The sequence below is a fragment of the Streptomyces sp. NPDC048637 genome, assembly GCF_040650675.1.
Taxonomy (GTDB): Bacteria; Actinomycetota; Actinomycetes; order Streptomycetales; family Streptomycetaceae; genus Streptomyces.
In genome coordinates this window covers 1-25974 of record NZ_JBEZHQ010000044.1, presented here as the reverse complement: position 1 = coordinate 25974, position 25974 = coordinate 1, and the positions used below count along the sequence as shown (strand labels likewise).

Below are 25974 nucleotides of genomic sequence, written 5' to 3'. Positions count from 1 at the left end.
CGCCCGCCCGACAGCCCTGACCGGTGCCCCTCCCACCGGCCCACCGTCATCCTCAATGGGGCTCCGGTGCTACGACAGCTTGCCGGCGACCACCGATGCCGCTTCTGCGATCAGTTTGTTGTCGTAGTCGGCGTCCGCCTTGGTGCGGTTCGACAAGATCGCCACGACGATGGGGGCGGCATCGGTGGGCCACACCACGGCGATGTCGTTGCGAGTGCCATAGGTGCTGCCGGCGCCGGTCTTGTCACCCACCACCCAGCCCTTGGGCATCCCGGCCCTGATGAGTTCGCCGCCGGTGGTGTTGTTCCGCAGCCACTTCGTGAGCTGCGCGCGTTCGCCCTTGCCGAGGGCGTCTCCCAGGACGAACGAGCGCAGGTCCTTGGCCAGCGCACGCGGCGTGCTCGTGTCACGTGTGGCGCCCGGGGCCCATTCGTTCAACTGTGTCTCGTAGCGTTCCATCCGGGTAACGCCGTCGCCCAGCGCTTCGAGGTCGGCGTCGAGGCCTTTGGGGCCGCCCAGTGCTTTGAAGAGCAGATTGCCCGCGGTGTTGTCGCTGTACCGGACCGCGGCATCACACAGGTCGCCCAGGCTCATTCCGGTGCCCACATGCTTTTCGGTCACGGGTGAGTGGTCGACCAGATCGCCCTTGGAGTACTTGATCACCTGGTCCAGCCCGCTCGCCGAGTACTTTCGCAGAACGGCACCGGCGGCCAGCGCCTTGAACGTGGAGGCAAAGGCAAACCGTTCACCTTCGTTGTAGGCCACCTCGCGGCCGGTGCCGGTATCGACGGCGTAAATCCCCAGCCGCGCATCGAACTTGCGCTCCAGCTGCTGGAATTCGCGGGCGTACGGCGTGGCCGCAGCATTCGGCCTCGCTGCCTTCGCGGACGGGGACGGCGCGGCCGCAGAACCGCCACCTCCGCAGGCCGTCAGCGGGACGAGGCTGAGCGCGGTCATCGCACCGAGAACGGCGCGCCGGGTGCGGGTGAGCTCCATGGTCCAAACCTCCGAGTCGCCCCTGTGGCGCAGGCGCACAGGGCATCCGAGTGACCGGCCCCACCAGGGGCCTGGTCGTGGAGGCCACCTTCACCCTTGGGCGGCTATGCGATCCAATACGCTCATGCGCTCTTTCATGCTGAACTGGCATAGAGTGCGGCTGTGGACCTGGTGGGAGCGTGCCGTGCGTTTGTCAGCGTGAGTGATCGCGGCACGTTCACCGTCGGTGCGGCCGCTGCCCGGATGTCGCAGTCGGTGGCCAGCCGTCGCGTCGCCGCCCTGGAGGAATGCTTCGGCGAGCAGCTGTTCCAGCGCACCTCACGACGGGCCGTCCTCACGCCCTTCGGACGGGACATGCTGCCGATGGCCAGGAAGCTTGTGCAGGCGGCCGATGTGCTGCTGGACGAGGCGGAAGCCGCCAAGCGCAAACCGTGGAGGCTCGCGGTGCCCGGCATCTGCTCCACGGCCGGTCTCGCCCGCCTCGTCGCCGAGGCCCGAAGGCACGGCGTCACGCTCGAACTCCGCGTCGCGGCGCCGGCGGAGCGGATGGAACTCATCCACTCCCAGCAGGTGCGGGCCGGCCTGCTTGCTGTGCCACCGGGCGAGGCGACCTGGTCCGTGCCGCTCGGCCTGGCCGGTGCCCAGGATCCCGGCATGAAGCGCGTCTACCTCGACACGCTCCGGATCTCACGCGGCGGCCCGGGCCGTGTCCGCCGCGTCTGGATCCAGCCGGAGGACGACGTGCCGCACATCCGGGACCCGCTGACGCGGCTGCGCGATGCGGTGGGTCTGCGGCCCGCACAGCTCGCCGTCGCGGCAGATCTGCCAACTGCCGTGGCGGAAGCGCTCTGTTCAGGTGACCTGCTGCTGTGCTCACCCGCACAGGCTGAGGAACTCGACCTGAGCTGGCGCCCTATCGGCGAGATCACCCTCAGCCGGGGATTCACCCTGACCGCCGCCGCAGCCGGCAACCCCCAGCACATCCAGGCCCGTCTGGGCGATGCCCTCGCCCGCTGCCTCTGCGCAGACACCCGGGCCGGTACCACGGGCAGAGAGGCATCGTGAACACCGAGGCACTGCTTCGCGACCTACGCCGGCAGCTCGACGACGGTGGCCTGCACGGCTGCCTGGTCGTACGTGACCTGCACACCGGCGAAGAGCTCGGGATCGAGCCGGACACCCAGCTGCCCGCCGCCTCCCTGGTCAAGGTCCCGCTCGCGCTCGCGACCGCCGAACGCATCCGGCGGGGCGAGCTCGATGGAGCGATGACGCTCGATGTGCAACCCGGCCGCATCGCCACGCCCGGTCCCACCGGTCTGAGCCGGTTCCGCCACCCTGCCCGGATCGCGATCGACGACCTGCTCTATCTGAGCACCTGCCTGAGTGATGGAACCGCGGCCGACGCCCTGTTCGACCTCACCCCGCCCGCCCAGGTCGCAGGCATCCTCCGGGAGTTCGGCCTCGACGGCATCACCGTCCGGCACACCATCGGCGAGCTGACCGACACGCCCCAGGAACGCTTCGACACCGCACAGGCGCACTTTGCCCATGCCCTTGCCATTGATGCCGGCACCAGCGGCGGCGGGCACCGGGTTCCACAGCTCGACACCTCCCGCGCCAACTCCGGCAGCGCACGCGCCTACGTCGCACTCCTGCAAGCCTTGTGGACACCGTCCTCGATCCACCCGCACGTGGCCGAGCGCGTCCGTGGTCTCATGGCCCAGAACCTCCTGCGGCACCGACTCGCCCCGGACTTCAGCTCCGACGCGACCACCTGGTCCTCCAAGACGGGCACCCTCCTCAACCTCCGCCACGAGATCGGTGTCGTCGAGCACTCCGACGGCCAGGCCTTCGCCATCGCGGTCCTCACCGAGTCACTCGTGCCCGCCAGTACCCAACCCGGTGCCGAAGCCCTCATGGCGCACATCGCCCGCACACTGCGTGATCACCTTCGCCAGCTCCACTGACCTGAGCCGGAGTCGCGGTAGCGGTGGGTGGGGACTTCGTCGGCGGTCCTGGTCAGAACGGGACGCCGGGGTTGCGGCTCCCCCTCGCAGGTCAGCTGCCAATAAGCCCCGTACCGACAGCGGACCGATCAGGACAGGAACAACCCGGCCGGCGCACGACGTCTGCCATGGCCGTGGTCCTCCTCGGCGTCCGCCCGGGCCATCGGCGCGCGACGCTGTTCAGTTGCCGAGGGCGAGGTGGACGCCGAAGCCGGCGATCGCGGTCCCGCTGATCCGATCGAGGATCCGGCGTGCCGCGGGGCGTCGAAGGGTGCCGCGGAGCGCCCGGGCGCAGGCAATCAGTACGCTCGACCAGAGCGAGGCGAGCAGGATGTGCACACCGGCCAGCAGGGTGCCGGTCATCAGGTTCACGGCGCCGGCCGGGACGAGCTGCGGCAGGACCGCCATGTAGAAGGCGCCCACCTTCGGGTTGAGCAGGTTGGTCACCGTGCCTCGGCGCCAGCCTCCGCCGAAGCTGTCTTCGGTATCCGGCTCATCCGCGGCGCCGGACGGGGCGGTCTCCGCCCCGGACCCTCGGCGGAGGGTTGGCAACAGGATCCGGCTTCCCATCCACACCAAGTACGCCGCTCCTGCCCAGCGGAGCGTCTCATAGGCGAGGTGGGAGGCGGTCAGTACAGCGGTGACACCGAGCGAGCTGAGCACACCCCAGACGAGGGTGCCGGTCTGGATGCCCAGGACGACACCCCAGGCGCGTCTGCGACGGCCCAGGGCGGCGGTACGCAGTATGAGGGCGGTATCGAGGCCGGGTGTGAGGGTCACGAGTCCCACGATCAGCACGAAGGACCCCAGTGCGGAGAGGGTGATCATGAGTGTTCACTGTACTGCCGAAGTCACCAACTACCCATTTCCTGCCCGAAATCGGGCAGGAATCTCTTGTAGCATCGGGTGAATGACGTACACGGTGGGAGTGGTGGAGCGTATTTGGCGCTACCCGATCAAGTCGACGGGTGGTGAATGGCTGGCGCAGGCAGCGGTTGACCCCCGGGGCCTCGTCGGCGACCGACTGTTCGCGGTGCGCGACGGCGAAGGCAAATTGGGCTCGGGGAAGAACACCCGGCGATTCCGCAGGATGCCCGGGCTGCTGCAGTTGCGGTCCCGCTACCCGGACGGGACGGAGCAGCCCGAGCTGCTGGATCTTCACGGCGCGGCCGTCGCGGACCCAACCGCCTACCTTCGCCGCTACCTTGGCCGGGATGACGTGGAACTGGCCCGCGAGCAGCTGATCTCCCACTTCGACCAGCTTCCCCTCAGTGTGCTCACCACCGCCACCCTCGACTGGGTACGGGCGGCCGTTCCCGGTGTCCCGGTCGACGAGCGGCGCTTCCGGCCCAATCTCCTGATTCGCACCCCACCGGGTACCCGCCCGTTCGTCGAGGACGACTGGTTCGGATGCACGGCGCGGATCGGGAGTGCCTTGTATGTGGAGTTCGTGCGCTCCAGCGAGCGGTGCGTCATGACCAATGAGGCCCAGCAGGATCTGCCGCATACCCCGCTGGTACTGCGAGCCCTCGCGAAGGCGCATCACGCCCGGCTCGACGCCCTGGCCACGGTGGTGACGCCGGGCCTGGCGAGTTCCGGGGACGCTCTCACTCTCATGTGACGAGGGGCGCGCCGAGGGGGTGCTGGGGAAGGGGGCGGTGACGTGTGATCAGAATGTGTCGGCCTCTGTCGCCTCTGTCGCCTCTGTCGTCTCAGGCGTCCTCTGTCGGCTGCTGATCTGGGAGGGCAACGCAGCGTGCGGGATTTCGCTCCGGACGACGAGGGCATCGCGGCTGAGGCCCAGGAGATCCAGGGCGTCAATTGCCTTGCCCGCTACGGAGCTTGGCGTGTTCGCATCGTCGGCACGGCACTAGAGTGAGACGGTGACCTCTCTGCCGGAAGACCCGCCGTCGCTGATCAGTGAAGACGCTCGCGACAAGGCCGTGCAGCGCCTGCAGCAGGCGTACGCCGAAGGGCACATCTCACACGAGGAGATGGACGAAGGACTCGACCAGGTGCTCACCGCCAAGACGCACAGCGAGCTCGTGTCGGTCCTGGCCTCGCTCCCGGAGGAGAATGCGGGCACCACGTCCACGATTGCCGCCGCCGGCGGACGGATCCAGCGGCGTGGCGCATGGCGGGTACCGCGGATGCTCAAGGTCGCGTCCGCATTCGGAAGGGTGCACCTCGACCTGTCCCGGGCCGTTTTCGAGCATCCGGAGGTCGACATCGAGCTGCAACTCGGCACCGGCAAGGCCAAGATCACGGTGCCTCGCGACGCGATCGTCGACCTCGAGGATCTGCACGCCGGGTGGAAGGACTGGCGCTACAAGACCCGGCAGCGCTCCCGCACCGGCGGGCCGAGGATCCGGATCTCTGGAACCATGGGGTTCGGACGGCTGAAGGTCCGCCACGCGCGGCGTTGAGGCCCCATCCGGCACCAAAACCACCTCTCCGGCACTTCTTCGTCCCCGCTCGACCGGTAGTGCTGTGACCAGCGGGCGAAAGGCCGGCCGAGTGTGGTGGCTTCGCCGACAGTGTTCGCTGTGCGACCGTCAACGCCGCTGACGGAGCTGAGCCTCGGCCCCCCCGCCTCACCGGCGCAGTGTGCTCCGCGCAGGGGTGAGCCGGGAGGTCCGGAAGCCGCCGTCTCGCGCGCGTTCCTCGCTGTCCGGAGTCACCGGAAAACAGGTCGTGGCGGCGGGTGGCCGCCGGTTATGACAGGGGACGTTGCGCGGTGACCGTGAAGTAGTCGAGGGTGCCTTCACGGTAGGCCCGCAGGAAGTTGCGAGGCCAGGTGCCGGGCTCCCACATGCGAGCCAGCCAGCGGTCCCAGCCCGGCCATACCGACGCCCCGATCGGGTTGGCGCGGATCCCGGTCAGGCCGGCCCGTTCGAGGCTGCTGGTGAGCAGGGGGATGGTGTGGGCGATGTCCAGGCCGGTGGCGTAGGTGTCGAGCAGTTCGGCGAGTCGCCCGGGGCGGGCCGGGTCGGCGTCAGGGACGAAGAAGCTGGCGATGACGGCACGGCCGCCGGGCCGCAGCACGCGTGCGGCCTCCCGGGCGAACGCGTCGAGGTCGCGGAAGTGCTGAGCGGCTTCCACGCTGTACAGGCAGTCGAACTCGCCATCCGCGAACGGCATGCTTTCGGCCGCGCCGTGCGCGAAGCGCAGCTGTGCGGGGCGGCGGGCCAACAGATCGGCGTTCGCGTGTTCAGCCCGTTTGAGCTGCTGTGGATGGATGTCCATGCCGGTGACGTGCGCGAACCCGTACTCCTTGAGCGCAACCGAGCAGCCGACTCCCAGCCCGCAGCCGACCTCCAGGGCATGCGGCCCCTCTGCGGGCGCCAAAGTGGCGAGCACGTGGCGGTACATGGCCTGCTGGCTGCTGACCCGGGCCTCTTCGGTCAACGGCTGGTCGAGGTCGATGCCCTGCCAGTAGCCGAAGTTGATGAAACCCCCGCCGAACAGGGACAGCGAGCTGAGATCGGCCGGACCATAGGCCTCCTGGACCGCAGGCGGGATCGGGTACGGGGTCGCCCCGGGACGCTGCGTCATCTGCACCTCCGCGATGTAGAGCGCGCCGCCACGGAGCGGCGATCGCACACCCAGTCCTACCCATGAGGAGCCAGAACAGCTTCAGAGTGTCTTCCACTTGTTGGCCAGGTCCGCGCCGCGGATACGGCCGGCGCGCAACAGGCAGCCGATGGCGGGGCGCAGACCCTGCCAACTCCCGTGCAGTGCACCGTCCGGCCCCATGCCCCGGCAGTGGGTGCAACGCGATGAGTTCGATGTCGACTTCGTCTACTTCTTCGTCTACTGCGTCTACATCGTCTGCTTCGGAGTGTCCCGGGGTGGTCGTTCGGCGGCGGCCGTGAGCTGTTGGGCCAGGTCTTTGAGTGATTGGCGCAGTTGGTCGGGGCTGTGGATGGTGAAGGGCCATTCCAGGGAGGCGAGCAGGCGTGCCACGCTGTCCAGCCGTGCGGCCTGTGCGCGCATCAGTACGCCGGTGGGTGCGGCGGTGAGAGTGGCGATCGTGGGTGGCAGCCGGCGCGCGATGTCATCAATGGGGCCCTCGATCAGTACCTCGACCGGCCACGGCGCGGGTGTCCGGGCCAGGGATGCGGTGAGGTGGGTGACCGGGTCGAAGCCGTCGGGGGCGGTGAACGGTGCCGCGCTGGGCGTGGCGGAGGCGATCCGGTCGATGCGAAAGGTGCGCAGGCCGTCACGGAGGTGGTCGTGACCGACGAGGTACCAGCAGCCGGAATGGAAGACCACGCCGTACGGGTCGACGTCGCGCTCGGTGTGTTGCTGGTGCCAGGAGCGGTAGCGCAGGGCGACGGTGTGACGGGAGTGGCATGCCTGCGCCAGGGTCAGCAGGATGCCTGCTTCGGGGGTCTGCGCGAGCACGGTGCTGGTGGTGAAGGACAAGGTGTCCCGCATGGCTGCCAGCGGTTCACGCAGGGCGTTCGGGAGCACTCGTTCGATCTTGGCGAGGGCGCCGGCGCCGGCGGGAGCGGTGGTGCTCATGCCCAGGCGTTCCCCGGCGAGCAGGCCGAGCATGACCACGAGGGCTTCTTCGTTCGTGAGCATGAGGGGTGGCATCCGGTAGCCGCGGGCCAGCCGGTAGCCACCGAAGCGGCCTCGGTCTGATTCCACCGGGATGCCCAGCTCGCGCAGGCGTGCCGCGTAGCGCCGCACCGTGCGCACATCGGTCCCCAGACGGTCCGCCAGCAGTGCACCGGTCAGTCCCGGGTGCGTCTGGAGAAGTTCCAGCAGGGCCAGTACACGCGTCAAGGGATATGACATAGGTCACTCATCTTTTCAGGGCGGAAACTGTCCTGTATGGACTCTACTCTCGCCGCAGCCCCTTAAATCAAAGGAGAAACCGCATGGCTACCTTCGTACTCGTCCCTGGCGCCTGGCTCGGAGCCTGGGCATGGGAGGACACCGCGCAGGCGCTGCGGGAGCGCGGCCACACGGCGCTGCCGGTCACGCTGACCGGCCTGGGCGAACGATCCGCCCTCGCCACCCCGGAGGTGGGCCTGAATACCCACATCGACGACATCATCGCGTTCGTCGTGGAGCAGGACCTGCGCGAGGTCACCCTCGTGGCGCACAGTTACGCGGCGGTTCCCGTCACCGGCGCTGCGGGCCGGCTCGGGCCGCGACTGGAACGTGTGGTCTATCTCGACAGTGCTCCCTTCGCCGGGGGCGGGTGCCTGCTCGACGTCATGCCGGAAGACGTGGTGGCGCAACTGCACAAGCTGGTTGCCGAGCACGGGGACGGATGGCGGCTGCCCTTGCCGCCCTTCGAGCTCATCGCCGCGTTCAGCTCGCTCGAAGGGCTCGGCGAGGAACAGCGCGACCTGATGCGCACCCGGGCCACGCCGCAGCCGTTTCGCACCTTCGAACAGCGGCTGACCCGCCCTGATGAGCTCGGCCCTGACGTCGACCACGTGGTGGTCACCTGCCGCGACGCACAGGCCCTGCTGGATGCCGGGATGCCGGCGCTGGCCTTCCTCAACCAGTCACCGTGGCGGCGCTTCCCTCTCCCCACCGGGCATTGGCCCATGCTGTCCACACCCGTCGAACTCGCCGGGACTCTCGACGCAGCCGTCTCTTCCGGGCGCTGACTGCCGTGGCCTGCGCCGCCGCGTGCCCTGGGCGTTGCTGATCGCCTGATCTCGCCGCGCCGCCAGCCGTGTGTTGCCCCCGCATGCCGGGTCGAAGAACAGGCAGCCGCCCGGTGCGCAGCGAAGGCACCGGAGAACGGCTGCCCACACGTCAGTGGCGGGTGCTGTTGTGCGGGTCGGTGGTGTCGGCGCAGGTGGTCGCCGGGCTCTTGTCCTTGGCGAGGAAGATGGTCTGCGCCATCATCCGGTACCCCGACATTCCTTCGCGCAGGGTCTCGATGGACTCCTCCGGGTGCACCGAGTCGATCACCGCGTTCGGTCCCACCGCGTTGAACTGGTGTGACACCCCGCGCGGGATCTGCATGTCCACCCAGGAGTTCGGCGGCACGATCACGTTGTGCCGGTCTCGGTGCACCCCGGTGGGCGTGCCGGGCAACGCGTCGGTGAACGTGCTCAGCGGGCCGGTCCAGCCCGCCGCCGCGGGGCGCACCGTGATCGGGGACAGGCTGGAGACCCGGATCGTGGTCTCCGGACCCGTCATCATCCGGACGAACCGCAGCCCGGTGTGCAGGTGCATACGCGAACAGATGTCGCGCTCGGTGGTGTCGTAGAAGTCCATCAGGTAGCGGTCGGCGAAGAAGCCCTCGAAGGGGGGCTCCAACAGGAAGACGTCGCCTTCTTCGAATTCCTGCGCCCGTTTGAGCGCACCGGCCGGAGCCGGGCTCGCCGTCTCCGTGCGGTGCGCCGCCCGGACCAGACCGGCGAGGGCGTTGACCACGGCCAGGGCGACGTCCGGTGGCAGTTTCACCACCGGAGTCAGCTGGTTCCTGCCGGGATCCTGGTGCCGCTCGATGTCGAGGATCTCGTCCTCGTGGTCGGGGGACTGCTTCATGCGTCCGGTCGGTTCGGTGCCGAGTGTCATCCAGTCGCTCCAGCGTGCTCGTTCGGTCCGGAATCCGGCTGTTGTGCCCACAGCACGCCGCCGAGGTCGTGTCGCCCGGCGCGCAGTACCGAGCAGCCCGTGGCCGGGGATCCCCGGTCGCGCATGCGGGTCAGCCACATCCAGCGATCCGTCCCGCCGTCCCCGGCGGAACCGTCCAGGAATGACAGCAGCGGGCCCAGCGGCCACACCGGGCCGTCGGCCGCGGGCCCGTGGGGGAGCACGAGCAGCGAGCCGTCCCCGACGTGGGACTCGGTGCCCAGCGGCACGGGGGGCGCCTCGAATCCGTGGCGGGCCGCCACGTCCGCGGTCAGTTCTGCGTGGGCGGTAAGGGGCCACTCGGTGCGGAGCGTCCTGTGCCAGCGGGCCTTGGCTTGGGACAGTTCGGCATCGTCCTCGTCGTGCCAGTGCTCCCGCATGAAGTCGAGGGCGCCGAAGACGGCTTCGGTGTCTGCCCGTGGGCGGCCGTCCACCGACCACGCGGCCATCGCGCGCAGGCCGGCGTGCTCGGCCACTGAGCGCAGCAGGTCATGCGCGGTGGCCGCGGCGTGGCACAGCAACCGTTCGTAGCGTGCGGGAGCCAGCCGGCGCGCGGCCAGGCCCCGGCTCATCGCCGTGCGTCGGGGCTTGCCGGTGGCAGTCGCCAGGAACCCGCCGAACTGGATCACCGACGGCCGCAGCGGCGCCTGTTCGTACAGTTCGCGTACGGCGGTGACCGGCTGCTCCGTGGCGACCAGACCGAAGTCCTGGCCGAGCGTGGGTTCGTCCACCGCGACCGCGGCGAACCGGCCGGACAGACCGGCCGCGCGCCAGCCGTGTTCGAGGTCGAGCGGGTAGTGCTTCTCCCCGCCCCGGTTGATCCGCTCCCCGGCGCGGCCCCGGAGGACCAGCAGGCCGTCCCGCAGTTCGGCCAGGTCGCCGGTGCGCAGCCAGCCGTCGTCGGTGACCGCGGCCGCGGTGGTGTGGCTGTCCTGCCAATAGCCGGTCATCAGGTCCGGCGTTCTGATCCACACTTCACCGGATTCCAGCCGCAGTTCGGTGTCCGGCAGGGGTGCCCCGACCGGGGGTGTGTGCTCCAGGTACTGATCGCGGAACTCGGCGTCGTCGAGCCGCGGCATGGTGAAGCTGAAGTTGACCGCCTCGGTCAGGCCGTAGCCCTGCCGCAGGCGCGCGCCGTACCGGCGGTGGAACCGGCGGGCCAGATCGCTGGTCAGCGGGGCGGCCGCGGTGATGAGGTACTCCAGGCCGTCCGGCCAGTCGGGACCGGCCTCCAGCAGGTCCGCCAGCAGGGCGGGCACGATCGAGGCGGTCCTGGCCCCGCTGTCGTCCAGCGCCGCGAAGTAGCCGGCCGGGTCGAAGGCGGGCTGCAGGGTCAGCGGCGTGCCGGTGAGGTGCGTGCCGAGCAGCGACATGACCAGTGCGTTGCAGTGGTACAGCGGAAGGCAGGTCCCGTGTGGGCGCTCCGGTGCCAGCCCGTGCAGTGCCGCGGTCTTGGCGGCGTTGCCCAGGACGGCTCGCCGGCTGAGCATGACCCCCTTCTGCGGGCCGGTGGAGCCCGAGGTGAACATGATGAACGCCAGGTCGTCCGGGGCCGGGTGGACGTCGGGCAGGCCGGTGTGGTGCAGCCCGTGGCGGTCCACCAGGGCCGCCGCGGAGACGCGCTCGGCGATGCCCGCGACCGCCCGGTCGGTGGTGCGGGGGTGCAGGGGGACCGCGACGAGGCGCCGGTCGAAGCAGGCGAGCAGTACGTCCGCCAGTTCGTGGCCGTTGGGCAGCCGGATCACCACCCGTGCGCCCGCGGGCAGTTCGGCGAGGGCGCCGGAATCGGTGCGGATCAACGCTGCCTCCTCAGCAGGTCGCGGAGCTGGGCCCCGACATCGTGCACATGCTGCGGCTGCATCACCCGGTGGTGGCGCGCGGCGGCGTGACCGACGGTCAGCTCGCCACCGACATGGGGCCGCCACAGTTCGTGGTACGCGACGTGGCGTGGCGCGTCCGCCGTCGCTTCGATGTAGGTGGTGCCGCCGGGGTAGTGCGGCGGCCGGTAGGCCCGCGCGAGCTGGTCGTTGTGGCGCGACACCGCGATGACACGGCCGATGTCGTCCTCGGTGAACCGGGCGAACAGGCTTCCTTCCCGGCGCAGCCGTGCCGAGACGGCGGCGAAGTCGAGGCCCGCCGCGGCGTCGTGGTCGTCGTCGTCCAGGCCCGCGGCCGTCAGCAGCACCCGGTAGACGCGCTGGTCGTCGATGAGCTCTTCCGATCCGGCCGCGGCGCCGGCGACCGTGTCCACCAGGAACAGCGAACCGGCCGGCTCGCCGAGCTCGTGCAGCCGGACCGCCATCGCGTGCGCCACCAACCCGCCGAAGGACCAGCCGACAAGGTGGTACGGGCCGTTGGGGCGGACCGAACGGGCCAGGGCCAGATAGCGCTCGGCCATCGCTTCGATGCTGTCGGGCAGATCACCCACCCCGCCGGGTCCTTCGGCCTGGATGCCGTACACCGGGTGGTCCCGGTCGATGTGCCGCAGCAGCCCCGCGTACAGCCAGCTGATCCCGCTGAGCGGGTGCACGCAGAACACCGGTGCCGCCGGCCCGCCCGTGCGGAACGGCACAAGGTGCGCCGGCCCGCCCCCAAGCCCTCGGCTTCGCTCAAGCGAGGCGGTACTCCCATCCGGCGATGCCTGGTTCAGGAGACGGCTCAACGCGGCGGGGGTGGCTGCCTCGAAGACGTTCCGGATCGTCGGTTCCAGCCCGAGCACCGTCCGTACCCGATCGGTCAGCCGCGCCGCCAGGAGCGAATGCCCGCCCAGTTCGAAGAAGTTGTCGCCGGGACCGACCCGGGGCAGGTCCAGCACCTCGGCGAAGAGTCCGCACATCAGGTGCTCGGGCAGGTTCTCCGGCGGCGGTGAGTCTCCCGCGGAGGCCCAGTCCGGTTCGGGCAGCTGGTCGCGCAGCAGCTTTCCGTTGGTGCTGAGGGGGAGTGCGTCCAGCCCGAGCAGGCGGGCGGGCAGCATGTAGTCCGGCAGGTGCGCGGCCAGGTGCGCGGCCACCGAGCGCAGATCGGCGTCGGCGGGGACGACGTAGCCGACCAGGCGGCGGTCGTCGGCCGTCCGGTCGTGTACGGCCACCGCGGCCGCGTCGACGGCTTCGTGGCGGGCGAGCACGGCCTCGATCTCACCGGGCTCCACGCGATGGCCGCGGATCTTCACCTGATCGTCGGTCCGGCCGTGGAAGCGCAGCACCCCGTCGGCGGTCCACGACGCGAGATCGCCGGTGCGGTACATCCGGTGCCCCTCCGGTCCGAAGGGGTCCGGGACGAACCGGGTCGCGGTCAGCCCCGGCCGGTGCAGGTACCCCGTCGCCACGCCTGCGCCGGCCAGGTAGAGCTCGCCGGTCACGCCCGGGGGTACCGGCTGCAACCGGGCGTCGAGGACGTAGCACCGGGTGTTCCACAGGGGACGCCCGAGCGGCACCGTGGCGCCCGCCACGCGGCCGACCGGATGGGTGGTTGACCAGACAGTGGTCTCCGTCGGGCCGTAACAGGCCAGCAGCGACGCCGTGCGGCCGGACAGCGTCCCGGCCAGCTCCGCGGGTACCGCTTCGCCGCCGATGACCGCGCGGATATGGCGCAGCCGGTCCGGCCGCCGGGCCACGAGAGCCTGCCACAGCGACGGGGTCGCCTGCATCACGGTGACCTCGTGCCGGTCGAGCAGTGCGGACAGCTCGTCGGGCTCGCGCAGCGCGTCCTGGTCGGCGAGCACCATCGCGGCGCCGGTGACCAGGGGCAGCCACAGCTCGGGCTGGGACATGTCGAAGCCCGCGGGCGCGGCGGCCAGAACCCGGTCGGCCGCACCGACCGCCAGCTGCTCGCGCAGCGCGAGCACCAGGTTCACCAGCGCGCTGTGGGGCACGATGACGCCCTTCGGCCGCCCGGTGGAGCCCGAGGTGTAGGTCACGTACGCCGTGTTCACCGGCACGACCGCCGGTTCCCGGGCGCCGGCGGTGACGGTGAGCCCGTCGTCGTGGCGCACCACCAGCGAGGGGCGGGCGTCCGCCAGCAGGGCCGCGATCCGCTGCGGCGGCAGCGCGGGGTCGACGGGCAGCCAGGCGGCCCCGACCGACTGGACCGCGAGCAGCGCGGCGGGCAGGTCGGGGTCACGCCGCAGCTCCAGTGCGATCAGACTGCCCGGACCGGCCCCACGGGCACGCAGCTCCGCCGCGATGCGGGCCGCCCGCTCGGACAGCTCCCGGTAGGTGCACACGGTGTCCCCGTGCCGTACGGCCGGTGCGTCGGGAACGCGGCGCACCTGTACCGCGAACAGTTCGGCCACGGTGGTCTTGGGCACGTCGTGGGCGGTGGAGTTCCAGCAGCCGGTCATCTGCTCCCGCTCGCCGGCGACGAGGACCGGGAGGTCGACGATCCGGCGGTACGGCTGCGCCACCACCGCCCGCAGCAGTCGTTCCAGCCGTGCGAGCAGCAGACGGACGGAGGCGGGGGTGAACAGTTCGGTGTCGTACTCCAGCTCGCCTTCGACGCCGGCTTCCGCACCGTGGTCGCCGTGGTGCGGGCGCAGGCTCCACAGCAGGTCCATGCGGGAGGCGCCGCCGTGCACGGCGACCGGCTCGGTGTGCAGCCCCGGCAGGTCGAACGCGACGGGCGGGGTGTCCTGGAAGGCCAGCATCACCTGGAAGACGGGATGGCCGGCCAGCGAGCGCGGTGGGTTGACCGCCTCGACGACCTGCTCGAACGGCACTTCCTGATGAGCGAAGGCGTCGAGATCGGTGGTCCGGACCCGCTCCAGCAGTTCGGCGAACGTCGGCGTGCCGCTGAGGTCGGTGCGCAGCACCACCGTGTTGACGAAGCAGCCGACGGTCTCGTGCAGCGCCTCGTCGTGCCGCCCGGCCACCGGTGTGCCGAGGGGGATGTCCTCACCGGCGCCGAGCCGTGACAGCAGCGCGGCGATCGCGGCGTGCAGCACCATGAACAAGCTGGTGCCGGTGGACCGGGCGAGCCGGCCCAGCCGCGCGTGCAGGTCGGCGTCCAGGGTGAAGCCGACGGTCTCGCCGCGGTGCGCGGAGACCTGGGGCCTGGCGTGGTCGAACGGCAGCGGCAGCGTCTCCGGTGCGCCGCGCAGGGTCTCCGTCCAGTACGCGATCCCGGCGCCGAGGTCGGTGTCGCGCTGCCAGAGCGCATAGTCCGCGTACTGCACGGGGTGGCCGGCCCACCGTGGCACCTCGCCCGCGACGCGTGCCCGGTAGGCGGTGGACAGATCGCGGGCCAGCGGAGCCAGCGACCAGCCGTCGGCGGCGATGTGGTGCAGGAGGATCAGCAGCACGTACTGCTCGGGTGCGGTCTCGAAGAGCGTGGCCCGGACCGGGAGTTCGCCGCCGAGGTCGAAGACGTACGCGGCCGCTTCGGCGAGCAGGTCGGGCAGCTCGGCCTCCGACGTGGTCACCACCTCGAACGGCAGCTCCTCCGCGCTGCCGATGCGCTGGTGCGGCTCGCCGTCGATCTCGATGACGGTGGTGCGCAGACTCTCGTGGCGGACGAGCACATCGCCGAGCGCCGCGTGCAGGTGTGCCGTCGCCAGGGGGCCGCTCAGCCGGATCGCGAAGGACATGTTGTAGACCGAGTTGGGGCCGGCGAACCGGCTGAAGAACCACAGCCGGCGCTGTGCGGGGGAGAGCGGGATCCGCTCCGGCCGTGCGGCCGTGGCGAGTTCGCCGCGCGAGGTGCCGGCCGGCTCCGCCAGACACCTCGCCAGGTCGGCGACGACCGGGGCGTCGAACAGGGTACGGATGCTCAGCTCGGCGCCGGTCTCCGTCCGCACCCGGTTGATCAGGCGGGTGGCCAGCAGCGAATGCCCGCCCAGATCGAAGAAACTGTCCTCCGCGCCGACCTCGGGGACCCCCAGCGTCTCGGCGAACAGCGCGCACAGGAGCCGTTCCCGCGCGGTCGCCGGCGGGCGGCTCACCGGCAGCGTGGACTCCGGTCGCGGCAGGGCCCTGCGGTCCAGCTTGCCGTTGCCGGTCAGCGGGATCTCGCCGACCGGCAGGATGAACGCGGGCACCATGTGCGCGGGCAGGACCGTCCGGGCGTACTCGCGCAGCGCAGCGGGTGCCGGATCCCCGGTCGTCACGGCGTAGCAGAGCAGTCGGCCGCCGTCGGCATCCGCGTCCGCGAGCACCACGGCGCGGTCCACGGCGGGGTGCCGTTCGAGGACGCGCTCGACCTCCCCGGGCTCGATCCGGTAACCGCGGATCTTCACCTGGTGATCCGTCCGGCCCAGATACTCCAGCGTGCCGTCGGCCCGGCGCCGCGCGAGGTCCCCGGAACGGTACATGCGGGCACCGGGCGCGCCGAAGGGGTCGGCGACGAAACGGTCCGCGGTGAGCCCGGGGCGTCCCAGGTACCCCCGTGTCACCCCGGGACCGGCCACGTAGATCTCACCGGGGCAGCCCGGCGGGACCGGCCGCAGCGCGTGGTCCAGCAGATGCAGTTGCAGATCGGGCAGCGCGGCGCCGATGACACCGGCGGTCTCGTCGGGGTCGGTCAGCTCGGCGTACGTCGCGTGCACGGTGGTCTCGGTGATCCCGTACATGTTGACGAGCCTCGGCCGGCCGGGGCCGTGCCAGGAGCGGAGGCGGGTGGGTTCAAGCGCCTCACCGGCGAACACGACGACCCGCAGCGAGGGCAGCGCGCCCGGCCCCGCTTCCGCTTCGGCCTGCATGAGCTGGTAGAACGCCGACGGCGTCTGGCTCAGCGCGGTGACCCGCTCCCGGGCGAGCAGCGTCAGGAGTTCCCGCGGCGACCTGGCGACGTCGTCCGGCACCACCACCAGGCGGCCACCGCGGCCCAGCGCCGTCCACAGCTCCCACACCGAGACATCGAAGGCGTAGGAGTGGAACAGTGTGTGCACATCGTCGTCACCGAAACCGAACCGGGCGTCGGTGACCGCGAGCAGCCGCCCGACGTTGCGGTGCGACACCACGACACCCTTGGGCGCTCCGGTGGAGCCCGAGGTGTAGATCGCGTAGGCGACGGTGTCGGGGTCCACGTCCAGACCGAGGTCGTCCGCCGGGTAGCGGGCGGCCGGATCGCTGCCGTCGAGCACGATCTGCGGAACCGGCACCGCGAGCGGCTCGCCGGTCACCACCAGCACGGGAGCGGCGTCGGCCAGTACCTGCCGCACCCGCTCCTCCGGGTGGGACGGGTCCAGTGGCAGGTACCCGGCTCCCGACTTCAGCACGGCCAGCACCGCGACCACGAGGTCCGCGGAACGGCCGAGTACCAGGGCCACCAGGCGTTCCGGCCCGGCGCCGCGCGCCACGAGGAGCCGCGCGAGACGGTTCGCCCGCGCGTTGAGCTCCCCGTACGACAGAGTGGTGTCCCCGAAGGTGAGGGCGGGGGCCGCCGGCCGCCGGCGCACCTGCTCCTCGAACAGCGCGGGCAGGGCGACCGGGGCCGTCTGCGCCCCGGTGTCCGCCGGCTTCTCCTGTTCGTCCGGGAGCAGCAGACCGAGCTGCCCCAGCCGCGCCTCCGGATGCGCGGTGATCCGGTCGAGCAGCGCGCCCAGGCGGTCGAGGAGGCGGCGGGCCCCTTCCTCGTCGAACAGGTCGCTGCTGTGGTCGAGGCGGAGCCGCAGACGACCGTCGCCCGGCATGGCGATCAGCGTCAGGGGATAGTGCGTGCCGTCCCGGCCCTGGACATCCCGGAGTTCCAGACCGGGCACGAGAGCGCGCAGTGCGTCCTCGTCGACCGGGTAGTTCTCGAAGACCACGACGGTGTCGAAGAGTTCGGCATGCCCGGCGATCGACTGCAGCCGCGTCAGGTCGGCGTGCTGGTGGTCTAGCATGGACAGTTGCTGGGCGCGCAGCTCGGTGAGGCACTCGGCGACCGACCGGTGCGGATCGAGGCGGACCCGCACCGGAACGGTGTTGATCAGCAGGCCGATGAGGTGTTCCGAACCGGGCAGTTCCGCCGGTCGGCCGGAGACCGTCGCACCGAACACCACATCGTCCCGGCCGGTCATGGCACCGAGCAGGACGGCCCACGCCAGCTGTACGACGACGTTGACGGTCAGCCCGTGCTGCCGTGCCATGGCGTCGATCCGCGCGCTCGTGCTGCCGTCCAGCTCCGCTGTCCGCCGGTGGCGGGCCGCGGCCGAACCACGCTGTCCCGCGTTGCCGACCAGCGTCGGACCGTCCAGGGAGGACAGCAGCGCGCGCCAGGCGGCCTCGTCCCCGCGGGAGTCCCTCGTCGACAGCCAGTCGAGGAAGTCGCGGTAGGGCGTCGCGGGCGGGAGCGCGTGGCCGGCGTAGAGCGAGAACAACTCCTTGATCAGGATCGGCATGGACCAGCCGTCCAGCAGGAGGTGGTGCGTGGTCAGGACGAAGGTGTGCCGCGCGTCGGCATGGTGCAGCAGGGCCGCGCGGACCAGCGGGGGACTGGCGAGGTCGAACCGTCGCCTGCGGTCGGCGTCGAGGAAACGCTCCAGGTCCTCGTGCGCGGGTATCTCCTGCCACTCCACGGTGAAGTCCGGGACGACCACCTGGACCGGACGCCCCGACGGGCCGTGCCGCACGCCCGCGGAGAGCTGGGGATGGCGCAGCAGCAGGCGGTGCAGCGCGTCGCGCAGCTTGGCGGGGTCCAGCGCTCCGCCGAGCTCGAAGACGAACTGGACGAGGTACGGGTCGGTGCCGTCGTGGTCGTAGAGCGAGTGGAACAGCAGCCCCTGTGCCAACGGCGGCAGGGGCAGTTCACCCGTCGCCCGGGCGCGGCCCCGCCGCGCCAGGGCCTCAAGCACGTCGAACCACCGGCGCGCGAGCCCGGAGACCCGCTCTTCGGTGAGCAGTTCACCCGGCCACGACCAGTGCGCGACGAGCCGGGGGCCGTCCGGATGATCGGTGATCACCGCGTCGAGTTCCACGGTGTGGCCCATCGCCAGTTTGCCGCCGGTGGCCGGGTCGAGCACCGAGGAGTCGGCCGGCACCGCCCAGTCGCCGTCCCCGCCGACGTCGAACCGGCCCAGGTAGTTGAACGCGAACTGCGGCGACGGCCGGGCGGCGAGCGCCGGACCGGTCTGCGGGTTGAGGTAGCGCAGCAGGCCGTAGGTCAGACCGGTGCGCGCGGCGTCCCGTACGCCGGACCGCACTCTGGCCACCGCGCCGTCCAGCGCGGCCGGATCGGTACGGGCGTCCGCCCAGGAGCAGCCGGGATCGAGCACCACGGGGCACAGGGTGGTGAACCAGCCGACGGTGCGGGACAGGTCCAGGTTGGCGGCGAACTCCTCACGCCCATGGCCTTCGAGGTCCACCAGCAGCGCGTCCGGCCCCTCCCGCCAGTCGGCGGCGGCCAGCGCGAACGCGGTCAGCAGCAGTTCGTGCACCGAGCAGTCGAAGGCCGCGGTCGCGTCCGTCACCAGACGCGCGGTGAGCGCGCCGGACAGGGGGGCCGAGTGCCGGCGCCGGGTGTCCTCGGTGTCCACCTCGCCGTCCAGCGCACGGCCGGCGACGGGGGGATCCTCGGGTACCGCCTGCCACCGGGAGAAATCCCCGAGCACGGACGGGTGGTGCGCGTACTGGACCAGTGCCTTCGCCCACTGGGGGAAGGAGGTCCCCGTCGACTGCAGTTGCGGTGCGCGCCCGTGCCGGACGGCCTCCCAAGCGGTGCGGAGGTCTTCCTGGAGGATGCGCCAGGAGACACCGTCGACGCCGAGGTGGTGCACGGTGAGGGTCAGTTCGCCCGACGCCGCGGGTCCGGGATCCCGCCAGCTCGCGCGGACCACCTGCCCGCGCCCGGGGTCGAGCAGGGTGCCCGGCCGGTTCAACTCGACGGTGGCGCGCGGCAGTACCTCCACAGTCCACAGCCCGTCCACCCTTCTCAGCGCGAGCCGCAGCATGCCGTGGTGATCGACCAGTGCCTGGACCACCGCGCGCACCTGCGCTTCGGTCATGCCCGCCGGAGTACGCACGGTTAGGGACTGGACGAAGCCGTCGACCGGGCCGCCGCGTTCCCGCAGCCAGTGCATGACGGGCGTCAGCGGGACGGTGGGGTCGTCCGCGTCACCCAGCGCGACCCGGTGTCCCGGTTCCGGTCCCGTCGCGAGGCCACTGGCCAGACCCGAGACCGTGGGCGTGCGGAACACATCCGAGGTACCGATGGCCAGGCCGGCCCGCTGTGCCGCACCGGCGAGTTGGATCGCCTTGATGCTGTCGCCGCCGAGCTGGAAGAAGTCCTGGTCGAGCGGGACTTCGGGCAGGCCGAGGAGGCCGGCGAACAGCTCGGCCAGCAGGTGCTCGGCGGAGGTGCGAGGAGCCCTGGCCGGCTCCGTGCTCCCGGCGTCCGGAGCGGGCAGCGCGGCCCGGTCGAGCTTGCCGTTGCGGGTCAGCGGCAGCCGGTCCACTTCCACCACGGCCGACGGCACCATGTACGGCGGCAGCCGGTCCGCCACCCCCTTGAGCAGCGCTGTCGTGTCGCCGGACCCGGCCACGTAGGACACGAGCCGGCGCACTCCGGGCCGGTCCTCCCGCAGGACCGTCGCGGCCTGCCGCACCCCGGGCTGGGCCAGCAACGCGGCGTCGATCTCCCCCGGTTCGATCCGGTAGCCGCGGAGCTTGAGCTGTCCGTCGGCCCGCCCGGCGAACTCCAGCCGTCCGTCACGGTTCCAGCGGGCCAGATCGCCTGTGCGGTACACGCGGGCGCCGGGCGGACCCGACGGGTCCGGCACGAAACGCTCGGCGGTCGCGCCCGGCCGCCCGAGGTAGCCGCGCGCGACCCCCACACCCCCGAGGTACACCTCGCCCACCACGCCGGGTGGTACCGGCCGCAGCGCGTCGTCGAGCAGCAGCACCCGCTTGCCGTCCAGCGGCGCACCGATGGGAACCGGGCCGGCCTCCTCCGGCATCCCCTCGACGGCGAACCTGGTCCCGAACACCGTGGTCTCGGTGGGCCCGTAACCGTTGACGACGGTGAGCTCCGGCAGCGCGGACCGCACGGCGCGCACCGCCGCCGGGGACACCACATCACCGCCGGTCCAGACCTGGCGCAGCCCGGCCAGACAGCCGGGGTCCTCGGCGGCGATCGCGTGGAACAGCCCGGCGGTCAGCCACAGTCCGGTGATCCCGGTGGCCGCCGTGATCCGGGACAGTCCGGCCGGGTCCAGCCTCCCCGGCGGGGCGACGACCACCTCGCCACCGGTCAGCAACGGCACCCACAGTTCCAGGTTGAACGCGTCGAAGGCGTGCGGCGAGTGCAGCAGCACCCGGCCCGCACCGCCCTCGGACCACCACCGGTCGGCGGCGAGCCCGGCCAGGTTGCCCTGGGTGATGGCGACCCCCTTGGGACGCCCCGTGGAGCCGGAGGTGAACATCACGCACGCCAGCGCATCCGGCGTCGCCCGGCACCCCCCGGCCGCGGTTCCCCGCTCCCGTACGTCCAGCTGCCGCACACCACGGTCCCGTGCCAGCGCGACGAGGCGATCGTCCTCGGTGTCCCGGTCGGTGAGCAGCACCCGCACTCCCGCATCGGACAGCACCGCCTCCTGCCGGGAGACCGCGTCGTCCCGTTGCAGGGGAACATAGGCCGCGCCAGCCTTCCCCACCGCGAGCGCCGCGACGACCAGGTCCACCGATCGTTCGAGCAGCAGCGCGACGGTCCGCTCCGGGCCTGCGCCGGCCGCGGAGATCGCGGCGGCCAGCGCCGAACTGCGCACGTCCAGCTCGCGGTAGGTCAGCCGCTCCGCGGTCTCGGCCGAGCGGACCGCGACCGCGTCGGGCGTGCGGGACGCCTGCTCGGTGAACCGGCCGACGGCCGTGCCGGCGGGCGCGGCCGACGTGCGGTCACCTGTGCCGAGCGCGGCGGTGTGCCGGCGCTCCCTCGCCGTGGACGCCGTCATCCGCGCCGGCGGTGTCTCCCGGTCGGCCTCCGCCACCTGCCACAGCACGTGCAGGAAGCGGTCGGCGACGTCCTGCAGCAACTCCTCGCCGTGGTTGGCCGGATTGGCGTCGAAGTCGAGGCGCAGCACACCGTCGCCACGGTCGTAGGCGACGATCGAGAGGTCCTCCGACGGCGGCGCCTGCAGGTTGTGGACGGTCGCGGTCGTCGGACCGAACCGCAACGGCCGGTCGAAACGCTGGATGTTGAGCACCGGACCGAAGAACTTCCGGCCGTCCTCGGGATAGCCCAGCTCACGCCGCAGGCGCTCACCCCGGTACCGCTGGTGACGGCGCACCAGCCGCAGTTCGTCGGCGACCCGGTCGAGCAGAGTGCCGAGCGGGGCCGCCGGATCGACGGGCAACCGCAGGGGGAGGACGTTGGCCGACATCGCGGGCACGGTCCGTGCGAGTCCGGCCGGACGGCCGGCGACCGGGAGGCTCAGTACGACATCACGGCTACCGGTCACCGCGTGCAGGTAGACCGCGGTCGCCGCGGTGAGCAGCCGGGTCCAGCGGTGCCCGAGCCGTTGCGCACCGTCCCGCAGACCGGCGAACTCCTCCGCCGACAGCACTCTGGTCAGCCGCAGCGACCGGTCCGCGGCCGCGGCCGCATGGGTGCCGAGGCTCAGCGAGTCCGGCCGCCCGGCCAGTCGCGCCAGCCACCAGTCCCGGTCCGCGGTGCCTTCGGCGGCCTCCCGGTAGGCGGCCTCGGCGTGTGCCAAGGAACGGAGCCCGGACCAGCCGCTCCCGGGAACGGCGCGCCCGTCGTACAGACAGCTGTAGATCTCGGCGACGCGTTCGGCGAACAGGGCCATGCCCGCCCCGTCCAGAGCGATGTGGTGAACCCGGTGGAACACCAGTGAGCGGTCATCGCTGACCCGCAGCACGGCCCCCAGGAACAACGGCCCGGCGTCGCTGCCCCCGGCCTTCGCCACATCGGCCCGCATCCACTCCAGTGCGGCGGCGTCCGGGGCGGACGCTCCCCGGAAGTCGACCACTTGGACGGTGTGTTCCGGCTCCCGGAGAAGCCGTTGCACAGGTATGGAACCCGTCGCTTCGACGATGCGGACGTTGACCGCCTCGCAGTCGGCAGCCGCTCTGGTCACCGCGGAGACGAGGAGGCCGACGTCGACATCGCCGTCCAGGACGAGGTATTCAGCCCATTGATAGGCGCCCGGGCGGCTGTGCCCGGCACGCTCCGCCAGCCAGACCCCGAGTTGAGTCTCGGAAAGGTGCAGTTCAGGGCTGTTTTCGGGCATGAGTATGAGCATCCCCATCGGTCTTGTCGGCGTGACGCCGGCGACTGCCGTCGGATGTGGGCGGTTGATCAAAAGTGGACTGCCCCATCGAAACACAGCAGGCAATGGGAGAGTAAAGACGCGGCAATATGCGCTATCTCACGTTTACTTGATGCCTTCTCGAAAGTGCTGGTGGGAGGGCGCCTGCGCATGGTCAGCGCCACACGGTTGTCCGGATCGCGCCACCGGACAGGTCGCGGACCACTGGCCGAATGGGCCTCTCCGGTGGCTGGTTCACGCTGTCCCGGCGTGGAGCGGCCACCGGCCCCGTGCGCGCCGCCCGGGCGGCGCGTGAGCACAGCCGGCGCCAAGAGCTACGAGCCTCGACCGGTCACGAGGAGAGGGTGGAGAGGACGAAACCGGTGTAACCGCTGTGGGCCGCGGCGTCGCACGCTTCCCGGTAGCGGTCCAGTCCACCCGTGTAGGCCAGGAACATGCGGGGTTTGCCGGGTACGTTCGCTCCCGTGTACCAGGAGGCCGTGGCCGGGTAGAGCGTCCGGGCGGCGAGTTCCGCCACATGGGCGCCCCAGTCCTCCTCGGCCCCCGGAGCGGCGTCGATCTCCGTGAGGCCGTTCGTCCGCAGATGGGCGATGCAGTCAGTGATCCACTCCACCTGCTGTTCCAGGGACACCGCGATGTTGGAGAGCACGGACGGGCTGAGGGGCCCGAGAACGGTGAAGAGATTGGGGAAGCCGGCCGAGACGAGCCCCAGGTGGTTCCGCGGGCCGTCCGCCCACTTCTCCCGGAGCGTCACCCCGCCCTTGCCCACGATGTCGACGGCGAGCTGGGAGCCGGTCAGGGCGTCAAAGCCGGTGGCGAAGACGATCGCGTCGAGGGTGTGCTCCCCGTCCGCGGTCCGGATGCCGCGGGGTGTGATCGTCTCGATCGGGGTCGTGCGCAGGTCCACCAGCGTCACCTGCGGCTGGTTGTAGGTCGCGTAGTAGCCGGTGTCCAGGCAGGGGCGCTTGGTCGCGAACGGGAAGGTGCGCGGGGAGAGCAGTTCGGCCGTCGCCGGGTCGGTGACGATCGAACGGATCTTGGACCGTACGAACTCGGCCACGGTCTCGTTGGCCGTCTCGTCGGTGAGGATGTCGGTGTAGGTGCGCAGCAGTCCGCTCAGCAGGCCCGAGTCCCAGGCGGCTTCGTAGGCGGCCGTGCGCTCCGCCTCGTCCGCCTCCAGGGCCGAACGGGTCGGCGGCTCGAAGACGGTCCCCCCTCGCGACAGCCGCTGGGCTCGCCGGAACTCGGGGTATCGGGCCTTGAGTTCCGCGATGTCCGTGCTGCGCAGCGGGCGGTTGTGGGCCGGCAGCGCATAGGCCGGGGTGCGCTGGAAGACGGTGAGGGCGGCCGCCTCCTCGGCGATGACGGGGATGGCCTGGACGCCGGAGCACCCGGTGCCGATCACGGCGACCCGCTTGCCGGTGAAGGACACGTCCTCACGCGGCCAGCGGGCGGTGTGGAGTAAGGTCCCCGCGAAGCTGTCGGCCCCGGGAATTCCAGGGTCCTTGGGGACCGACATACAGCCCGACGCGAGTATGACGAACCGGGCGGTGACGGTCCGTCCGGTGTCCGTGGAGACCCGCCAGAGGTGACTGTCCTCGTCGTAGACGGCGCGGGTGACCCGGGTACGCAGTGTGACGTCCTTGCGCAGGTCGAACCGGTCGGCCACGTGGTGGATGTAGCGCAGGATCTCCGGCTGGGATGCGTAGCGCTCGCGCCACTCCCACTCCTGGTCCAGTTCCGGGGAGAAGGAGTAGGAGTACGACATGCTCTCGACATCGCAGCGCGCCCCGGGGTACCGGTTCCAGTACCAGGTCCCGCCGATGTCGTCACCGGCCTCGAAGACCACCGTTGCCAAGCCGAGTTCACGCAGCCGGTGGAGCTGGTAGAGACCGGAGAGCCCGGCTCCGACGACGACCACGTCGACCGGGTGGGCGGCAGCAGGCGGGGCGGACGTCGTGTCCATCGGTGCTCCTGTGGGCGAGGGGGCGGGGCGTAGGTGCGATCCTGAGGCACGTCCGCCTCGACGGGAAGTCCTGTACCCCGGAAGTCCTCTACCCCGTAACCCACTTGAGGTGGATTGCCGGCAACGCACCACATGTGGCCCGGCCGATGCCTGTCGCCCGGTCACGTCCCCTGAGTACGGGTGCTCCGGCGACCCGCGGAATGCCAGGATCACGTCGCCCGGGCGACACGGCCGAAGCGGGCTCAGCCCGTCGTCATGGAGAGGTCGGCGGCGCCGAAGGAGACCGAGAACCTCTGGCACCAGAGGACGGCGCTGCGGAACCCCGACAGGTCCGTGCCGGCCGGGACGGTGTAGTTCTGGTTGCCCAGATTGCCCTTGAGCTTCCCCACCTCCACCGCGCCGTCCCCGAGCCCCTTCTTCACCGCGTCGGCGTCACGGGTGGACAGATAGACCCGTACATCCGGGCCGTCCGAGGTCTTGAGGTCTTCCAGCCGCAGCACATGGCCGCCGTCGGCCAGCCGGACCGTGCGGGCGATTCCGCTGGTGGCGTGCTCGTGGGTGACGAAGCGGCCCTCGGTGAGATCCTTCGGCCCGGCGTCGGGCCGGGGAGACATGGCCGACTCCTTCATCGACGGCATGGGCTGCGTCGAGGAGGAGGCCGGCAACGCCTCATTCACCTCTGTGTCGGTGAACGCCTTCCAGGGCTGGAAGAGAGCGAGCCCGAGTCCGGCGGCGACGACCACCGCCAGGAGGACGGTCAGGACGGTGCGGCGGGACAGTCGGACACGGTAGGACTGGGACACAAGGACTCCTCGGGCGTACGAATGGGCTGATGGGAACCAGCCGTCGGCATCCCCCTTAGAGAAGCCTGTGGAGGTGCTCGTCCGCGGTAATCCGGGGCCCCTGTAAGACTCCGGTAATGGGGCGGTCACGGGGCCCTGTGAGGAGGCGGGCGAGCATCACCTGACGGCGCGGCCTCGTCGACGAGCCCACACCACCCGGGACACCCGTCCAGGCCGTCAACCGCAACCCCCTCCACCATCCGGGAAGTTGATGAGGGCTCGTGCGCCTGATCGGCTACGCCGTCATGGACATGGTGCTGCATTCTCCGAACTAGTGCTCTGGCCGGGAAGGTTCACCGGGTTGTGTGCACGCCGCAGCTGCCGTGAGGCATCGGCCGCAGCGCACGCCCCGATGGG

General features: G+C 71.1%; 14 protein-coding genes. 5 read left to right on the top strand and 9 right to left on the bottom strand.

The genetic code is table 11. The annotated features are described in order from the left end of the window. Window positions 1-69: 69 nt before the first annotated feature. Window positions 70-996 carry a class A beta-lactamase gene (gene bla / locus AB0C46_RS34915; protein ID WP_362832901.1) on the bottom strand — a complete coding sequence of 309 codons (927 nt, stop codon included), beginning with the start codon at window positions 994-996 and terminating at the stop codon, window positions 70-72. A 162-nt stretch (window positions 997-1158) separates the two neighbouring features. On the opposite strand from bla, the gene AB0C46_RS34910 reads away from it, so the two are divergent. Together AB0C46_RS34910 and AB0C46_RS34905 are read left to right on the top strand one after the other, a co-directional pair. Further along, the gene (locus AB0C46_RS34910) at window positions 1159-2061 is read left to right on the top strand and encodes a LysR family transcriptional regulator (protein WP_362832899.1); all 903 of its coding nucleotides are present in this window, start codon (window positions 1159-1161) and stop codon (window positions 2059-2061) included. Further along, complete coding sequence (locus AB0C46_RS34905) at window positions 2058-2963, top strand: serine hydrolase (protein ID WP_362832897.1); 906 nt, start codon at window positions 2058-2060, stop codon at window positions 2961-2963. Before AB0C46_RS34910 ends, AB0C46_RS34905 begins: the two co-directional genes overlap by 4 nt. 219 nt (window positions 2964-3182) lie before the next feature. Here the strand turns inward: AB0C46_RS34905 and AB0C46_RS34900 are convergent, their stop codons facing one another. Further along, window positions 3183-3830, bottom strand: coding sequence for a LysE family translocator (locus AB0C46_RS34900; protein WP_362832895.1), 648 nt, complete (start codon window positions 3828-3830; stop codon window positions 3183-3185). An 82-nt stretch (window positions 3831-3912) separates the two neighbouring features. On the opposite strand from AB0C46_RS34900, the gene AB0C46_RS34895 reads away from it, so the two are divergent. Both AB0C46_RS34895 and AB0C46_RS34890 read left to right on the top strand, forming a co-directional pair. Further along, window positions 3913-4623 carry an MOSC N-terminal beta barrel domain-containing protein gene (locus tag AB0C46_RS34895; RefSeq protein ID WP_362832893.1) on the top strand — a complete coding sequence of 237 codons (711 nt, stop codon included), beginning with the start codon at window positions 3913-3915 and terminating at the stop codon, window positions 4621-4623. Window positions 4624-4885: 262 nt separating this feature from the next. After that, window positions 4886-5428 carry a DUF1707 domain-containing protein gene (locus AB0C46_RS34890; protein WP_362832891.1) on the top strand — a complete coding sequence of 181 codons (543 nt, stop codon included), beginning with the start codon at window positions 4886-4888 and terminating at the stop codon, window positions 5426-5428. Between the two features lie 289 nt (window positions 5429-5717). Here the strand turns inward: AB0C46_RS34890 and AB0C46_RS34885 are convergent, their stop codons facing one another. Beyond that, window positions 5718-6605 carry a class I SAM-dependent methyltransferase gene (locus AB0C46_RS34885; RefSeq protein ID WP_362832889.1) on the bottom strand — a complete coding sequence of 296 codons (888 nt, stop codon included), beginning with the start codon at window positions 6603-6605 and terminating at the stop codon, window positions 5718-5720. A 219-nt stretch (window positions 6606-6824) separates the two neighbouring features. Beyond that, entirely contained in the window at window positions 6825-7796 is a 972-nt protein-coding gene (locus tag AB0C46_RS34880) for a YafY family protein (RefSeq protein WP_362832887.1), read from the bottom strand. 95 nt (window positions 7797-7891) lie between these two features. Here AB0C46_RS34880 and AB0C46_RS34875 point away from each other — a divergent pair, with 95 nt between their 5' ends. Then, window positions 7892-8635: an alpha/beta fold hydrolase gene (locus AB0C46_RS34875; RefSeq protein WP_362832885.1), complete on the top strand. Its 744-nt coding sequence runs from the start codon at window positions 7892-7894 to the stop codon at window positions 8633-8635. A gap of 151 nt (window positions 8636-8786) precedes the next feature. Here AB0C46_RS34875 and AB0C46_RS34870 read toward each other — a convergent pair whose 3' ends face one another. From AB0C46_RS34870 to AB0C46_RS34850, 5 genes are all read right to left on the bottom strand, one after another. Beyond that, window positions 8787-9557 carry a hypothetical protein gene (locus AB0C46_RS34870; protein WP_362832883.1) on the bottom strand — a complete coding sequence of 257 codons (771 nt, stop codon included), beginning with the start codon at window positions 9555-9557 and terminating at the stop codon, window positions 8787-8789. Further along, window positions 9554-11413, bottom strand: a complete 1860-nt coding sequence (locus AB0C46_RS34865; protein ID WP_362832882.1) for a class I adenylate-forming enzyme family protein — start codon at window positions 11411-11413, stop codon at window positions 9554-9556. Before AB0C46_RS34865 ends, AB0C46_RS34870 begins: the two co-directional genes overlap by 4 nt. Further along, window positions 11410-22770 carry an amino acid adenylation domain-containing protein gene (locus tag AB0C46_RS34860; RefSeq protein ID WP_362832880.1) on the bottom strand — a complete coding sequence of 3787 codons (11361 nt, stop codon included), beginning with the start codon at window positions 22768-22770 and terminating at the stop codon, window positions 11410-11412. Before AB0C46_RS34860 ends, AB0C46_RS34865 begins: the two co-directional genes overlap by 4 nt. A gap of 370 nt (window positions 22771-23140) precedes the next feature. Further along, entirely contained in the window at window positions 23141-24775 is a 1635-nt protein-coding gene (locus AB0C46_RS34855) for an NAD(P)/FAD-dependent oxidoreductase (RefSeq protein WP_362832878.1), read from the bottom strand. A gap of 242 nt (window positions 24776-25017) precedes the next feature. Then, entirely contained in the window at window positions 25018-25578 is a 561-nt protein-coding gene (locus AB0C46_RS34850) for a DM13 domain-containing protein (protein WP_362832876.1), read from the bottom strand. Between the last annotated feature and the right edge of the window lie 396 nt (window positions 25579-25974).